14 protein-coding genes are annotated in these 14,635 nt (G+C 70.1%); 8 read left to right on the plus strand and 6 right to left on the minus strand.

Annotated features, from left to right (window positions below; all coding sequences use genetic code 11):
* The first annotated feature begins 114 nt into the window (after positions 1–114).
* From ACFXHE_RS19155 to ACFXHE_RS19165, 3 genes are all read left to right on the plus strand, one after another.
* Positions 115–534 (plus strand): hypothetical protein, encoded by a 420-nt coding sequence (locus tag ACFXHE_RS19155; RefSeq protein ID WP_379384692.1) that lies wholly within the window; start codon positions 115–117, stop codon positions 532–534.
* An 83-nt stretch (positions 535–617) separates the two neighbouring features.
* Positions 618–1,535, plus strand: coding sequence for a prephenate dehydratase (pheA, locus tag ACFXHE_RS19160; protein WP_379384694.1), 918 nt, complete (start codon positions 618–620; stop codon positions 1,533–1,535).
* The gene (locus tag ACFXHE_RS19165; RefSeq protein ID WP_379384696.1) at positions 1,532–2,194 is read left to right on the plus strand and encodes a histidine phosphatase family protein; all 663 of its coding nucleotides are present in this window, start codon (positions 1,532–1,534) and stop codon (positions 2,192–2,194) included. The genes pheA and ACFXHE_RS19165 overlap by 4 nt, the downstream gene beginning before the upstream one ends.
* Here the strand turns inward: ACFXHE_RS19165 and ACFXHE_RS19170 are convergent.
* From ACFXHE_RS19170 to ACFXHE_RS19195, 6 genes are all read right to left on the minus strand, one after another.
* Entirely contained in the window at positions 2,191–3,006 is an 816-nt protein-coding gene (locus tag ACFXHE_RS19170) for an ESX secretion-associated protein EspG (RefSeq protein WP_379384698.1), read from the minus strand. The genes ACFXHE_RS19165 and ACFXHE_RS19170 overlap by 4 nt on opposite strands.
* Complete coding sequence (locus tag ACFXHE_RS19175) at positions 3,003–4,184, minus strand: PPE domain-containing protein (protein WP_379384700.1); 1,182 nt, start codon at positions 4,182–4,184, stop codon at positions 3,003–3,005. The genes ACFXHE_RS19170 and ACFXHE_RS19175 overlap by 4 nt, the downstream gene beginning before the upstream one ends.
* Positions 4,185–4,199: 15 nt before the next feature.
* On the minus strand, positions 4,200–4,511 hold the full coding sequence (locus ACFXHE_RS19180) for a PE domain-containing protein (RefSeq protein WP_379384702.1): 312 nt from the start codon (positions 4,509–4,511) through the stop codon (positions 4,200–4,202).
* Positions 4,512–4,591: 80 nt separating this feature from the next.
* Positions 4,592–4,945, minus strand: a complete 354-nt coding sequence (locus ACFXHE_RS19185; protein ID WP_379384704.1) for a metallopeptidase family protein — start codon at positions 4,943–4,945, stop codon at positions 4,592–4,594.
* Between the two features lie 19 nt (positions 4,946–4,964).
* Entirely contained in the window at positions 4,965–6,011 is a 1,047-nt protein-coding gene (locus ACFXHE_RS19190) for a septum formation family protein (protein WP_379384774.1), read from the minus strand.
* Positions 6,012–6,197: 186 nt separating this feature from the next.
* Positions 6,198–7,787 carry a GMC family oxidoreductase gene (locus ACFXHE_RS19195; protein ID WP_379384706.1) on the minus strand — a complete coding sequence of 530 codons (1,590 nt, stop codon included), beginning with the start codon at positions 7,785–7,787 and terminating at the stop codon, positions 6,198–6,200.
* A gap of 198 nt (positions 7,788–7,985) precedes the next feature.
* On the opposite strand from ACFXHE_RS19195, the gene serS reads away from it, so the two are divergent.
* The 5 genes from serS (at position 7,986) to ACFXHE_RS19220 (ending at position 14,530) form a co-directional block, all read left to right on the plus strand.
* Positions 7,986–9,245, plus strand: coding sequence for a serine--tRNA ligase (serS, locus tag ACFXHE_RS19200; protein ID WP_379384708.1), 1,260 nt, complete (start codon positions 7,986–7,988; stop codon positions 9,243–9,245).
* 75 nt (positions 9,246–9,320) lie between these two features.
* Positions 9,321–11,189 carry a putative bifunctional diguanylate cyclase/phosphodiesterase gene (locus ACFXHE_RS19205; protein WP_379384710.1) on the plus strand — a complete coding sequence of 623 codons (1,869 nt, stop codon included), beginning with the start codon at positions 9,321–9,323 and terminating at the stop codon, positions 11,187–11,189.
* Between the two features lie 148 nt (positions 11,190–11,337).
* Positions 11,338–12,705, plus strand: a complete 1,368-nt coding sequence (locus tag ACFXHE_RS19210) for an MFS transporter (RefSeq protein WP_379384712.1) — start codon at positions 11,338–11,340, stop codon at positions 12,703–12,705.
* A 92-nt stretch (positions 12,706–12,797) separates the two neighbouring features.
* Entirely contained in the window at positions 12,798–13,820 is a 1,023-nt protein-coding gene (locus ACFXHE_RS19215; RefSeq protein WP_379384714.1) for a DMT family transporter, read from the plus strand.
* Positions 13,821–13,876: 56 nt separating this feature from the next.
* Positions 13,877–14,530 (plus strand): MauE/DoxX family redox-associated membrane protein, encoded by a 654-nt coding sequence (locus ACFXHE_RS19220; RefSeq protein ID WP_379384716.1) that lies wholly within the window; start codon positions 13,877–13,879, stop codon positions 14,528–14,530.
* The last annotated feature ends 105 nt before the right edge of the window (positions 14,531–14,635 follow it).

Consider the following 14,635-nt stretch of genomic DNA (forward strand, 5'->3'; position numbering starts at 1 on the left):
CACACCTCCGGGAGTTGAATTAGGTAAACCTAAGCTAAGTGACGTGGGTCGCGTGCGCAAGGGCTTCCCGGGTGGCCGCGCCGGCGGGTTCGCGCCGATCGCTACCGTGAAGACGTGCCACACGATTCGTCCCCCGCGCCCGAACCGGTCGCCCTCACCCTGTCCGTCCCGTCCCGCCCGGCCCGCGGACTGACCGAGGAGCTGGTCCGCCCGGTCTCCGCCGATCCGGGCGCCGAGGTGCTGGACCTGGCACTCGACGACGAGGCGGTGTCGGAGTTCCTGGTGCGAATCGTGCACGGCGGCAGCGGTTTCGTGGCCCGCACCGACTCGGGCGAGCGGGCGCTGGCGGGTGTGGCGGCGACCGTGGCCGCGCTCTGCGGCGAGGACATTCGCGGCGCGCTCGCCGCACCGGACATCGCGTTCCTCACCGGGCTGAAACCGCCCGCGGTCGAGGCGTTCCGTGAGGTGCTGCTGGCCATCGAAACCGGCGAGGTCGCGGCCGTGACCACCGCCCTCGCCGTATTGGGCGGCTGAACCACCGTGCCCGGGGGTGCGAAGTTACCCAGGAGTTGACCAAAGCCGGGGGCGACCGGGCGCACGCAAGTAATGTCGTAACCGTGCCGCGTATCGCCTACTTCGGGCCGTCGGGAACCTTCACGGAGATGGCCCTCGCCAAACTGGAGTCCACCGGAGTCTTCGATGGACCGGTCGAGCGTGTCCCGGCCCCGAGCCAGGGCGCGGCCGTCGAGCTGGTGCGGGCCGGTAAGGCCGCGGGCGCGGTGGTGCCGATCGAGAGCTCGGTCGAGGGCTCCATCGCGCCGACGCTGGACGCGCTGGCCGTGGGCCCGCGGCTGCAGATCATCGCGGAAACCGACCTGGACGTGGCCTTCACCATCGTGGGCCGCCCCGGCATCGAGCTCGACGAGGTGCGCCGGATCGCGGCCTATCCGGTCGCGGCCGCGCAGGTCCGCATGTGGCTGGCCGTCACCATGCCGCTGGCGCAGCTGTACACCTCCGCCTCCAATGCCGCGGCCGCCGAGGACGTCGTCGCCGGGCACGCCGATGCCGCCGTCTCCACCGCGCTGGCCGGCGCTCGCCTGGGGCTCACCACCCTGGCCGAGGGCGTCGCCGATGTCGACCGGGCCGTCACCCGCTTCGTGCTGGTCACCGCCCCGCGGCCGGCGCCGCCGCGCACCGGGACCGACCGCACCTCCATCGTGCTGGAGCTGGCCAACGAGCCGGGCTCGCTCATGCGTGCGTTCGCCGAATTCGCCACCCGCGGTATCGATCTCACCCGCATCGAATCCCGGCCCACCCGAACCGGGATGGGCACCTACCGTTTCTACCTGGACTGCGTCGGGCACATCGACGACGCCGCGGTCGCCGAGGCGCTGAAGGCACTGCACCGCACGGCCGCCCGGATCCGATTCCTCGGCTCCTGGCCCGCCACCGCGGCCACCGGCACCCCGCCGCCGCCGGACGCACCCGGCGCGGCCTGGCTGGCCGATCTGAAGAAGGGGGTGGCCGACCTGTGACCGGCAAACTCATCCTGGTCCGGCACGGCGAGACCGAGGGCAATGTCGGCAAGATCCTCGACACCCGGCTGCCGGGCCTGCCGCTCACCGAACGCGGTGTGGCGCAGGCGAAGAGCTACGGCGCGAACCTGACCGTCCCGCCGCAGCGGCTGTTCTCCTCGGCCGCGCTGCGTGCCCGGCAGACCGCCGGCTACATCGAGGCCGCCACCGGGGTCACCCTGGATGTGCTGGAGGATCTGCAGGAGGTGCAGCTCGGCGACCTCGAGGGGTTGAACACCCCGGCCGCGCACGAGGAGTTCCAGAAGGTGTATCACGCTTGGCATTTCGGGGATCTGAACATCCGGGTGCCCGGTGGCGAATCCGGTGAGGACGTGCTCGCCCGCTACGTCCCTGCGCTGCAGCGACTACGCGACGACTATCTGAGCCGCCCGGACGCCCATGATGTCATCGTGGTCAGCCACGGCGCGGCCATGCGGCTGGTCTCGCGCGAATTGACCGGGGTGCCCAGGCCTTTCGCCGCCAACAATCACCTGGACAATACCGAGACCATCGAGCTGCAGCCGTTCGGGGACGGCACCTGGGGGTGCACCCGCTGGGGCCGCTATTCCGCACCGTTCGGCGACGCCATCGCGGCCGGCGGCGACGACCCCATGGGTTAGCCCGGGAATTCCGTTCGCAGCGGCAGGGATTCGATGAGATCCCGCAGCGCCGTGCGCAGCCGGGCCGGGGTGCCGCCCGCCAGCGACGTCCACTTCGTCCCGTCCGCGGCGGTGCCGGTGCTGGCGATAAAACGGCCGTGCCGGGTGTTGTACACCGCGAGGTGGGTGCCCACCACGTCACGGGTGCCGTCGCCGTAGTGCACACCGACGATCTCCGCGTGCGAATTCACCTGCACCAGAGCCGAAGCGAGGACCGGTGCGTCGCGGGCCGGTGTGCCTACCGCGGCCAGTCGCGCGGCCGTGGTGGTGGCATCGAGTGCGTCGTCGAACACGGGAGCCAGATCCGCGGTGGGCGCGTTCATTCCGGACAGTTCCAGCGCATCGGCGGGGCCGAGCGCGGCCATCACGGTGCCTGGCAGATCGTGACCGGCCGCGTCGATGACACAGGAGCCGGGGCCGCGCAGCGCCACCACCTCGAGGTCGTCGCCCTTGGCCACACAGCACCGGTTGACCTGCCCCGCCACATACCAGCGCACGGCCAGCACCCAGTGCGGCCGGTAGAGCACGCGCAGCCGGTCGGCCAGTTCGGAATGCACCTCGTCGCCGTCGAGCAGTTCACGCTCGGTCAGGGCGGCGGCCGCCGCGGCCATGGCGGTGTCGTGGTCGGCGGCATTGTCGTAGCGGCCCATGGCATCCAGCACCACGGGAAGCTCGTCGATCCCCAATGTCTCCAGGAGATACTGCATTTCGTCGAGCGACAGCGTGACCGACCACAGCGTCGACGGCCCGCGGCCCGCCCCGAGGACGGTCACCGGTCGGCCAGTGGGTCGCCGCCGATGACCGCGGGCGCGATGACCCGGCCGTCGGCGAACACCTGCACCGAGTAGCCGTAGTCGTGGCCGCGGTGCGACTCTTCCTCGTCGCTGCCCCGGGTGCCGAGCAGCGGGCTGGTTGCGGCCGACCGGACCGGAGCAGTCGCGGCCGGGGCGGTGGCGGTCACCGGTTCGGCGATCGGTGCCGCGGGAGCCGGTGCGCCACCGGTGTTTCCGAGACCCGCGCCCCAGCCCTCGGGCAACTTCAGTGTGCCCGCGCCATTTCCGATGTTCACCGACGCACCGCCGCCGGTGACGGACACCGCCTGCGTGGCCGGCGCCGCGCCGCCCGCGCCGGCGGTCGAGACACCCGCGCCCGCCGTGACCGGCAGGCCGGAGGTACCGAGGCCGGGTGTCTGCGTCACCGCATTCGCGACGGCCGTAATCGCCGTACTCGCAACGTTTCCCGCGCTGGTCACACCGCTGGTGACCACCGTCCCCGCCACCTGCGCAACCTGCGACAGCGCACTGGTGACGGCCGGATTCTGCGCCACGACGGCGGCCGCGCCGAGCGCCGCCTGCAGCGGATCACTGCCAATGGTGAGCGCGTCGCCACCCGCATTGGCCGAGCCCGCGCCCGCGGCGATGGGCGGCGGCATCAGGAACTGGCCGAGCGTGGCGACCATCGAACTCGTTGCGGCCTCATAGGTTTCCATCACCAGCGCGGCCCGGATGTCCAGCGCCAGCTTGGCCGCCTCGGCTGCCTCCGCGGTGCCGTTGAGCGCGCCGCCGCTGGAATACGCGGCCACCCGCGCGGTCTCCACGGCGGCGATCTCCGGCAGGCTCGGCATGGCGAGGGAGGCCACGGTGTAGGCGGTGGCATTGGCGGCGGCCTTGCCCGCCATCACGCCGGCCATGACGGCCTGCTGTTCGGCCCACACGGTGAAACCGCCCAGCCGGGCCAGCACCGTGAGCCCGTTCAGTCCTTCGAGACCGACCCCGATCTCGGCCATCACCCGCGCCAGCGTGCTGGTGGCGTCCACCCAGGAGGCGGTGAGCGCGCCCCAGGCGCTGCCCGCGGCCGCGATCGGAATGGCGTGCGCCCCGGTATCGAGGCAGAGGGAATTGAATTCGGCCATCCGGGGCAGCCAGAACACCCCCGTGATTCCCAGCGTCATGCGTGCATCTCCCCTCTACACCTGGATCGCGGCGATACCGGCCGCGCGCACGGCGTCCTGGGCCAGGTACTGGGCCAGCTGGCTGCGCAGGGTGGCGGCGGCGTGATGCAGTTCGAGAATGCCCTGGGCGACCGAGTGGTCGTGGGTCAGCGCGGCATTGTTGAAATGCGCTGCGGCCAGGAAGGACACCTCTTCGGTGCCGGAGGGAAGCACGTGGGTGGCCGGAGCCGTCGCGCTCGCGGCTGCTGCGAGGCGTTCGGCGAGCAGATCGAGTTCCAGAGCGGCCGCGAGGATCACCTCGGGCTGCACCAGGACGTGGCCGACCATGATCGGGCTCCCTTCTCCGTTCCACCCCGGTTGTGAGGATTGGACGCGGAGGTTCGCCGATCGGTTCCCGATGCCGCTGGTCAGCCCCAGCCCAGCTGATGCAGGCGCTCGTCGTCGATCCCGAAATAGTGCGCTATCTCGTGAATCACGGTGATCGCCACCTCCTCGACCACCTCTTCTTCGCTGTGACACATCTCGAGGATGGCCTCGCGATAGATGGTGATGGTGTCCGGCAGCGCGCCCCCGTAGTGGCTGTAGTCCCGGTCGGTGAGGGCGATGCCGTGGTAGAGACCGAGCAGGTGGGGGTCCTCGTCGCTGCGCGGCTCGATGAGCACCACCACATTGTCGATCGCCTGTGACAACTCCCGCGGAATCAGATCGAGGGCGTCGCCGACCGATTCCTCGAAGCGGTCGTCGGACATGGAGACGGGCATGCCTACAGCTTCCGCCGCATCACCGTGGCTGGGGGATGACCGGCGGGGCAGCGCCGGGCAGCGGCGGCGGGGTGTAGCGGCCGTTGTTGGGCGGCGGCACGGGCGCCTGGCCGTCGATCTGGATGTCGCCCTTGGCCGATCCGGTGATGGTGGCGAAGCCCTCCTGATCGGCGCCCTTGCCGACCATGCAGTTGAGGCTGCGGGAACCGGCCAGCCAGCTGCGCGCGTCGAGCGCGTCCCAGAACAGGGTGAGGGTCTTGTTGCGCAGTGCGTCGGGGGCGCCGAGGTAGTCGCCGGCGTCCTTGGCGCACTCGTCCTCCATGAACTTGTCCTGATCGTCCTTCGAGGGCGGGCCGCCGTTGAAGTGGGTGGCCAGGTCCACGGTGGAGACGATCTCGAAGGCGTGCGGCTGGGTGCAGTCGACCGGATCGGTGGGCAGGTTGGACTTGATGCCGATGCAGGTGCCGAGGTCGTAGACCTTGGACTGGTTGATGTCGCGCACGCTGCCGGTGATGGGCTTGGTGGCGAGGCCCTGGCTGCCGGAGACCTGCAGGCCGCAGCGCAGCGTCCGCTCGCCCGCCTTCCAGCCCGCCTCACCCGGATTGATCAGGCCGACAACGAATTTGCCGCGCGGGTCCAGGCGGCCGCCGAGGTATTCCTGGGCGGCGCTGACGCAGTGCTCGTCGCGCAGCTCGGAGAAGCGTAGCGAGTCCGGGAAGCGGGAGCCGGGCCCGAACTCCTTGCCCGGGTACCTGCTCAGGTCGATGTCCGCGGTGACCTCGAACAGGTGTTTGCTGGCGCAGTCGACCTTGGTGAGGTCGCCGGCATTGGCCTTGGACCAGGTCAGGCAGTCGCCCTCCCGGGCGGTGCCGAAGGCCGCGCCCGCGACCGCGCCGGTGGGCTGGGCGGCCCCCGGCGCGTGCGCCTTCACGCGATTGGAGTCGAAGCCGTTGGAGACGAACATGGTGATGAGCACGGCCAGCGTGACGCCCACCGCCATGGCCAGCAGCCCCCACCGCACCGTCGATGCCGAGAGCGGACCGTTCTGGTCCAGCTTGGATTCCATGGCGCGGAACGGCGTCAGCAATTGATCCAGCGCCGTCGGTTTCCGACGGTTCGGCGGCCCGGGGCGCTGCGAGGACGGAGGCGCGGGCCACTGCGGAGGCATCTTTTGCTCAGGCATCGCGTCCCATCATTGCAGCGCCACCCGGCCGGTGCCACGAACCTCCGACTTCGCACCCCCGGTCGTGCCTCACGACAGGATGAGCTCGGCTGCCTTCTCGCCGATCATGACCGCCGGGGCGTGGGTGTGGCCGCGGGTGATCACCGGCATGACCGAGGTGTCGGCCACGCGCAGGCCCTCGATGCCGCGCACCCGCAGTTCCGGATCCACCACGCTGGATTCGTCGCGGCTCATGGCACAGGTGCCGACCGGGTGGTACAGCGTGTGCGAGTGGTCCTCGAGGCAGTGCCGCAGCACCTCCTCCATCGGGGTGTCGGAGGGCACGGCCGGCTGCATGAGCTCGCCGATGTGCTCCTTCAGCGCCGGCTGGTTCGCCAGTTCGGTACAGATGCGCAGACCGGCGAGCAGGGCGGCGCGGTCGGCGGGCTCGGCGCAGTAGCGCGGGTTGATGCGCGGTGCGGTGAACGGGTCCGGGGAGGTGAGGGTGACGCTGCCGATGGATTCCGGCTTGAGCAGCACGGCGGCGAAGGTGAGCGCGTGCCCGTCCGGATCCCCCAGTCCCTCGGCGATATACGGCGCGGGCGCGAAGATGAGTTCCAGGTCGGGCAGGTCGAGATCCTCGCGGCTGCGCGCGAACCCGTAGGCCTCACCGATGTTCGAGGTCAGCTGCCCGCGCCGCAGCACCAGGTAGTTGGCGAGCTCGAGCAGGTTCTTGTCCGCGCCGTAGAGGCTGCCCCCGCTGGTGCGGTAGATGATGGGCGCGGCCAGGTGGTCGCGCAGGCCGCGCCCGACCTCGGGCAGGTGCTGCACGACGGGGATTTCCAGCTCCTGCAACCGGTCGCCGTCGCCGATGCCGGAGAGCATGAGCAGCTGCGGGCTGTTGATGGCCCCGCCGGACAGGATGACCTCGCGCTTGGCGGTGATCTGCTTGGTCTCGCCGCCGATCCGGAATTCCACCCCGGTGGCGCGCTTGCCCTCGAACAGCACCCGGGTGGCGTGCGCGTCGGTGACAACGGTGATGTTGCGTCCCTGCTGGCGCGCGGGCCGCAGGTAGGCGTCGGCGGTGCTCCAGCGCGCGCCGCGCTTCTGGGTCACCATGGTCTGCGAGAAGCCCTGTGGCCGATCCTGATTCGCGCGTTCCACCGGGTATCCGGCTTCGGCGGCGGCCTGCAGGTAGGTGTGGGTGAGCGGGCGCGGGCTGCGCTGGCGGGAGATGTGCAGCGGTCCCTTGCGGCCTTCACCGGGCTCGCTGGCCTCCTCGACGGCTTCCATGCGCTGGAAGATGGGGAGCACCTGCTCGAAGGACCAGCTCGGTCCGGCGTAACGGGCCCATTCGTCGTAGTCGGCGGCGAAGCCGCGCACCCACATCATGGCGTTCATGGAGGAGGAGCCGCCGAGCATCTTGCCGCGCGGCCAGTAGACGCGCCGGTTGCTGAGCTCGGGCTGGGGTTCGGTGCGGTAGTTCCAGTCGTTGGGGCCCTGGAACAGCTGGTTGAACGCCGCGGGAATGTGGGCGAATTTGTCGCTGTCCTCGCCGCCGGCCTCCAGGACCACGACGCTGACGCCGGGTCGCTCGCTCAGTTTTGCGGCCACTGCGGCCCCCGCGGATCCGGCTCCGACGACCACGAAATCGGCGGTGTGCGGGGTGTATTGGGGCATGCTCACTCCTCGGAAAGACCACGGCGGAGCCGCTGCCGGACTCCCTGCCGTCCCATGCCGCTAACCCTAGGGTGGATATCGGCCGGTCGTGGGGTGGATCGGCGGGATCGGGGGCGAAACCGCGCCGATCAAGATCGAATACCGAGGCCGTGGACCTACACGAAATCCACTGGCGGTCGCCTACTAGGCTCAATGGCCATGATCGACCTTCGATTCCTGCGGGAAAACCCGGATGTGGTCCGTGCATCGCAGCGCGCTCGCGGTGAGGACCCCTCCCTGGTGGATGCCCTGCTCGAGGCGGATGCCGCCCGTCGCGCCGCGGTCGCGACGGCCGACAATCTGCGCGCCGAGCAGAAGGCCCTGGGCAAGAAGGTCGGCAAGGCTTCCCCGGACGAGCGTCCGGCGCTGCTGCAGCTGGGTCAGGAACTGTCGGCGAAGGTGAAGGAGGCCGAGGCCGCCGAGACCGCCGCGGACGCCGACCTCGACGCCGCCCAGCGCGCGCTGTCGAATGTGGTGCAGGAGGGCGCGCCCGCCGGCGGCGAGGACGATTACATCGTGCTCGACACCATCGGCACGCCGCGCGAGTTCGATTTCGAGCCCAAGGATCACCTGGACCTGGGTGAGTCGCTGGGCCTGATCGACATGGAGCGCGGCGCGAAGGTGTCGGGCTCGCGCTTCTACTTCCTCACCGGCAACGGCGCGCTGCTGCAGCTGGGCCTGCTGCAGCTGGCCGCGCAGAAGGCGGTGGCCAACGGGTTCACCATGATGATCCCGCCGGTGCTGGTGCGCCCGGAGATCATGCAGGGCACCGGGTTCCTGGGCCAGCACTCCGCCGAGGTCTACCACCTGGAGGACGACGACCTTTACCTGGTCGGCACCTCGGAGGTGCCGCTGGCGGGCTATCACTCGGGCGAGATCCTGGATCTGAGCGCGGGCGCCAAGCGCTATGCCGGCTGGTCGTCGTGTTTCCGCCGGGAGGCGGGCAGCTACGGCAAGGACACGCGCGGCATCATCCGCGTGCACCAGTTCGACAAGGTGGAGATGTTCGTCTATACCACCCCGGACCAGGCCGACGCCGAGCACCGGCGGCTGCTGGCCTGGGAGCAGGAGATGCTCGCCGCCATCGAGGTGCCCTACCGGGTCATCGATGTGGCCGCCGGCGACCTGGGCAGCTCGGCCGCCCGCAAATTCGATTGCGAGGCTTGGGTTCCCACGCAGCAGACCTACCGCGAGCTCACCTCGACCTCGAATTGCACGACGTTCCAGGCGCGTCGCCTGAGTGTCCGGTACCGGGACGAGAACGGCAAGCCGCAGATTGCCGCCACCCTGAACGGCACTTTGGCCACGACTCGGTGGATTGTCGCTTTGCTGGAGAACCATCAGCAAGCCGATGGGTCGGTGCGGGTGCCCGCCGCGCTGGTGCCTTTCGTCGGCACCGACGTGCTGGTACCTCGCTGAATATTCGCTACTCGGCGTGGCTTATTCCGCCGGTTGTCTCTACTGGTGGCAGGGCTTGTGTCTAGGCTAGGCAGCGTGCGAGGAATCGGGTCCCGCGGCGATACCCGGACCCGGGTTCGGGCGGCATCGGCGCTGGCGACGGCAATGGTCATGGCTCGGACCACCGGGGCGTTCTACGTCATGGGCGGGGTCCTGGGCCTGGTTCTGACTGCGGTCGCTCCGGGTGACGAGGGCAATCGGCCGCTGGTGGGTGCGGCGGCGTTCGTGGCGCTGCTGCTGGGTATCAGTCTGCTGATCTGGGGTCCGCGGCTGCCGCATTCGGTGCATCACGCGTATGTGGCGACCGCGACCGTGCTGGTGACCGTTGCGGTGCACTGGTTTCCGAATACGGTCGGCGCGATCAGTCTGGCGGCGTTCTATGTGTTCGTCGCCTGTGATGCCGCCATCTTCTTCTCCTGGCGCTGGCTGGGCGGGCACATAGCGTTCGCCATTGTCTGCTGTCTGTGGGTGGTGCCGTCGCGCGGGTTGCCGTGGTGGTCGGGCATCATTCCGGCGGGTATCACGTTCGGAATCGGCATCGTGGTCGGCATTTTGACGCGCATGGCGTCGGACGCCGATATCGATGTGCTGACCGGGCTGCTGAACCGGCGTGGTTTCGATCGGGCGCTGAGCAATGCCATCGCGCACGCCACCCGCACCGGCCAGGGCCTGGCCCTGGTGCTGGTGGACCTGGACCGCTTCCAGAAGATCAACGATCACCTCGGGCACCGGGCCGGTGACGCCGTGCTGCGGCGGGTGGCCGACTCCTGGTCGAAACTGCTTGCGCCGGAGCAGCGGCTGGCCCGCTACGGCGGTGACGCGTTCGCGCTGCTGCTGCCCGGGACGACGGAGCAGGCCGCGATCCTGCTGACCGAGGAGCTGCGCGCGGCCGTCACCACCGGCTGTTCCGCGGGTGTGACGTCCTGGCAGCCGGGCGAATCCGGGTCGCTGCTGGTGTCGCGTGCGGATGTGGGCCTGTACCGGGCCAAGCAGGCGGGCCGCAATCGCACCGTGCTGGAGTCCTCGCGGCAGCTGCCGCTGGCGGTGGAGCTGCGGGAGGCCATCGATCGCGGCACCCTGGATGTGCAGTACCAGCCGATCGTGAGTCTCACCGATGGCGCGACCCGCGCGGTCGGCGTGGAAGCCCTGCTGCGCTGGTCTTCGCACGCGCAGCCCGATGTGACCACCGAGGGGCTGATCCGGGTCGCCGAGGAATACGACCTCATCTCCGATCTGGACGAACTGGTGCTGCGGCGGGCTTGCGCCGATGCCGCCCGGTTGCAGGAGACCTTCGCCCAGCTGGATCTGACCCTGAACGTCAATGTGAGCGGGCTGGAGCTGGCCGAAAACGAGTACGCCGACCGGGTTTCCGGCATCCTCGCGGAAACCGGCTGGCCCGCCGAGCAACTCGTGCTCGAGGTGACCGAGAGCGAGCTGGCCGCCGAATCCGAGACGGCCATCGCGAACCTGCACAAGCTGCGCGAGTTCGGTGTCCGCATCGCCATCGACGATTTCGGCACCGGCTACTCCTCGCTCAGCCGGCTGGCCACGCTGCCGTCGGACATCCTCAAGGTGGACCAGTCCTTCGTGGCGTCCATCCAGTCGGATTCCCCCGCGCCGCCGCTGCTGGGCGTGATCGCGGCGCTGAGCAAGTCGCTGGATCTGCAGGTCATCGCCGAGGGCGTGGAAACCGAATACCAGGCCGCCGTGCTCACCGAGCTCGGTTTCGCGCTGGCCCAGGGCTACCACTACAGCGATTCGCACCCGGTGTCCGAGCTCATCAACGACCTCAATGACCGGCACGGCCTGGTCGGCGCGGCGGTGTCGGAGGGCGAGCCGTCCACCAATGGCTGGATACCGCTGGACAATCCGCTTGACGGTGGAGCGCCCGGCGCGCAGGGTTGATCTCATGCGGCTGCTCATCTACGCGTGTTGATTCGTACTCCGTAGTGCGCTGCCCCGGGCTCACGCCGAGCGCGTGGGCTCGACGCGCGCACCGACCCACTCGATTCGGGTACCAACCCATTCGATACGCGCACTGACGCTGCGGGCGATGCTGTTCGCCGTCACGGCGGACCTGATCCCGCTCTACGCGATCTACGCGCTGCTGTTCGCCGACCATGGCCTGAACGCGGCGCAGATCTCGTCGCTGTTCGCCATCTGGTCCGCGACCTCGTTCCTGCTGGAGATTCCCTCCGGTGCCTGGGCCGACACGGTCTCCAGGCGCGGCCTGCTCGTCCTGTCGGGTGCGCTGCTGGCGGCGGGCTTCGCAGTGTGGACGCTGTACCCCTCCTACCTGGGATTCGCCGTCGGCTTCGTGCTGTGGGGTACTTCGGGCGCGCTCCGCTCGGGCACCTTCGAGGCGCTGATCTACGACGACCTGCACGCTCGTGCCGCGACGGCCGACTACCCGCGGCTGATGGGCTATGTCCGCGCCGCCACCGAATCGGCAGCGCTGGCGGGCATTCTGGTCGCGGCCCCGCTCTACGCGTGGGGCGGCTACACGCTGGTCGCGTGGTCCAGTGTGGTGATCGCCGCCGTGCACACCGCCACCGCGGCCCTGCTGCCGACCGCACCGAAGTCGGTGTCCGCGGCGGAGGTGGAGGAGCTCGAAGACACGGACGGTGGTGTCGGGGCCCCGGATAACGATGCCGAGGACACAGATGGCGGTGTGGCCGAGCAGGAGCCGCACGTGCGAACTGATGACCGCGACCCCCTGTCCGAAACCCGCACGGCCGAATCGGAATCCATCGGCTATCTGGCCATGCTGCGCGTGGGTATACGAGAGGCCGTACGGGTCAGGGTGATTCGGCGCGGGGTGATCCTGGTGGCGCTGCTGAACGGCATCACCGCGTTCGACGAATACTTCGCTCTGCTGGCCGACCACGCGGGCGCCGGGCCGTCCCTGGCCGCGATCCTGGTCGGTGTTACGGTAGCCGGAGCCCTGGCCGGCGCGACGCTGGCAGGCCGCACCGAGGGTATATCCGCTCGCGTCATGGCGTCGGCACTGGCCGTGGCGGGTGTGCTGTTCATCGGTGGTGCGCTGCTGGCGGGTAGTGCCGCTGGCCACCCGGGAGCCCTGTATGTGCTGACGGCCGTGGGCTTTTCGGCGGTGGGCGTCGCCTACGGCATCGACTACAACGCCGATGTCATCGCCTCGGCCCGCCTGCAGGACGCCATCTCGGGCCCGGCCCGTGCGACCGTGACCTCGGTGTCCGGCTTCGCCACCGAGATGATCGCCCTGCTGGTCTTCGTTTTCGCCGCGGTGGCCACGACCTGGCTGTCCTTGCCGGTCATGGTCGCTCTGCTGGGGGTGCCGCTGCTGCTGGCCGCGGCTCTGGTCCCCACCTGGCTGCCCCGGGCGGCAGCGGACTCGGATCTGGTGCCGGCGCCTGCTGCACGAGATTCGGAGCAGCTCTGATCCGGAGCGGCAGGGCGGCGGCGGTCGTCGGGCGCTCAGGGCTGCGCCCGACCGCGGCTGCGGGTCATCCTGTGCTGGAGCGGGATTCGTGCATGGTGGGCGAGACGTGGCAGACCGCCGCACGGCATGATCTGGTCGGTCGTTTCGGCGTCGGAGAAGGCGGGGACAATCGGGCGGTGGCGATGCGGCAGTGGGCGGGGTTGGGGTTCGGGGGGTCCATCGGCGCGGCCGTGGCCGTTCAGGCGCGGATCAATGGGGAGCTGGGGCAGCGGCTGGGCGATGGGATCGCGGCGGCCACCATCAGTTTCGGGAGTGGGTTGCTGATCCTGGCCGTCGTGTTCGCGGGCAGTGGGCGCTTGCGTGCGGGGGTCGGGCGGGTGCGGGCCGCGCTCGGTACCGGGGAGTTGCGATGGTGGCAGCTGCTGGGTGGGCTGTCGGGGGCGTATTTCGTTGCGTGTCAGGGGCTCACGGTGGCGACCATCGGGGTGACGGCGTTCACGGTGGCCGCGGTGGCCGGGCAGTTGGTGAGCAGCCTGGTGGTGGATCGGCTGGGGTGGGGCCCGGGCGGACCGACGCCGGTGACGGCCGGGCGGATCGGTGCGGCGGTGCTCGGGCTGGTCGCCGTGCTACTCGCGGTGCTCGGCCGGAGCGGCACCGGCCCGGTCGCCGGGCATGCGACGGCCTCGATGCTGCTGGTGGCGTTACCGCTGGTCGCCGGCCTGCTGGTGGCTTGGCAGCAGGCGGTGAACGGCCGGGTGGGTGCGGTCGGCGGGCCGCTCTCGGCGACGCTGGGCAACTTCGCGACCGGCACGGCGGCGCTGGTGGTCATCGAGGCGGGAGTGCTGGTCCGGCGCGGTGGTCTCGGGTCGCTGCCGAGCGAACCGTGGCTGTATCTCGGTGGCCTGATCGGCATTTCGTTCGTGGCGCTGGCGGTGCTGGTGGTCCGCTGGATCGGGGTGCTGCTGCTGGGCCTGACGTCCGTGGCGGGCCAGCTGCTGGCATCCCTCGTGCTGGATGTGGTGGCGCCGACCGGGATCGGGCTTTCGGTGTCGGCGATCATCGGCTGCGTGCTGACCTTCGTGGCGGTCGCCGTCGCCGCCCGATCCCGCGGATGAAATCTGTTCCCCGGATTCGTAATTCGCTGTCCACATGAGTGTGCGATGGTGCGATCATGGCTATCGACTACGTGGTGTGGGTCGCGCGTCTGGTGCTGGCCGTGGTGTTCGGCCTTTCGGCGTGGGGAAAGCTCGCCGATGGGCCCGGCACCCGGAAGGCGGTGGGAGAGTTCGGGATCCCGCTTGCCTGGATACCCGCGGTGGCCTGGGTGCTCCCGGCGGTGGAGGCCGTCGTGGCGGTGGCGCTGCTGCCGCCGAGGACCGCGGCCGGTGCGGCGCTGGTGGCGATACTGCTGCTGGGAATGTTCACCGGTGCGGTGGTGCGCCTGCTGCGCCAGGGAAAACGCCCCGTCTGTTCATGTTTCGGGGCCGCCAGCGCCGCCCCGATCGGGCGAGGCACGGTGGCGCGCAATATCGTGCTGATCGTCCTGGCCGGCGTGACGGCCGTGGCGACGCTGGCGGAGCCGCAGGTGCCGGGCGGTCTGCCGGTGGACCATGTGGTCGCGATGGGGGTGGCGGCCGGATTCGGTGCGGTGCTGGTTTCCCTCTGGGGTGAGCTGCGAGCCCTGCGCCGCCGCCTGGACGAGAAGGGGCTGCCGCCGGGTACGGTCGCGCCGGAATTCGAGGTGCTGAAGACCGCGGGCGCCCGGGCCGGAGACCGCGCTGCGGTATCGCGTGCGCGGGACGCCCTCCGGCGTCCGCAGCACTGAGCAGGGCCGGGGGGGGGGGGGGGGGGGGGGGGGGGGGCCCCCCCCCCCCGCGCCCCAGCCGGTGAGTAGGCCGCACGAGGAAAAGAACAAAAAAAACAAAAACAC

The sequence above is a fragment of the Nocardia sp. NPDC059229 genome (assembly GCF_042754165.1).
In the GTDB taxonomy this organism is placed as follows: Bacteria; Actinomycetota; Actinomycetes; order Mycobacteriales; family Mycobacteriaceae; genus Nocardia.

Bases quoted from the DNA above. Each gene is read 5' to 3' on its own strand.
- ACFXHE_RS19175 (WP_379384700.1), bottom strand. From the start codon at position 4,184: ATGACGCTGGGAATCACGGGGGTGTTCTGGCTGCCCCGGATGGCCGAA.
- ACFXHE_RS19180 (WP_379384702.1), bottom strand. From the start codon at position 4,511: ATGGTCGGCCACGTCCTGGTGCAGCCCGAGGTGATCCTCGCGGCCGCT.
- ACFXHE_RS19185 (WP_379384704.1), bottom strand. From the start codon at position 4,945: ATGCCCGTCTCCATGTCCGACGACCGCTTCGAGGAATCGGTCGGCGAC.
- ACFXHE_RS19190 (WP_379384774.1), bottom strand. From the start codon at position 6,011: ATGGAATCCAAGCTGGACCAGAACGGTCCGCTCTCGGCATCGACGGTG.
- ACFXHE_RS19195 (WP_379384706.1), bottom strand. From the start codon at position 7,787: ATGCCCCAATACACCCCGCACACCGCCGATTTCGTGGTCGTCGGAGCC.
- serS (WP_379384708.1), top strand. From the start codon at position 7,986: ATGATCGACCTTCGATTCCTGCGGGAAAACCCGGATGTGGTCCGTGCA.
- ACFXHE_RS19210 (WP_379384712.1), top strand. From the start codon at position 11,338: ATGCTGTTCGCCGTCACGGCGGACCTGATCCCGCTCTACGCGATCTAC.
- ACFXHE_RS19215 (WP_379384714.1), top strand. From the start codon at position 12,798: ATGGTGGGCGAGACGTGGCAGACCGCCGCACGGCATGATCTGGTCGGT.
- ACFXHE_RS19220 (WP_379384716.1), top strand. From the start codon at position 13,877: ATGGCTATCGACTACGTGGTGTGGGTCGCGCGTCTGGTGCTGGCCGTG.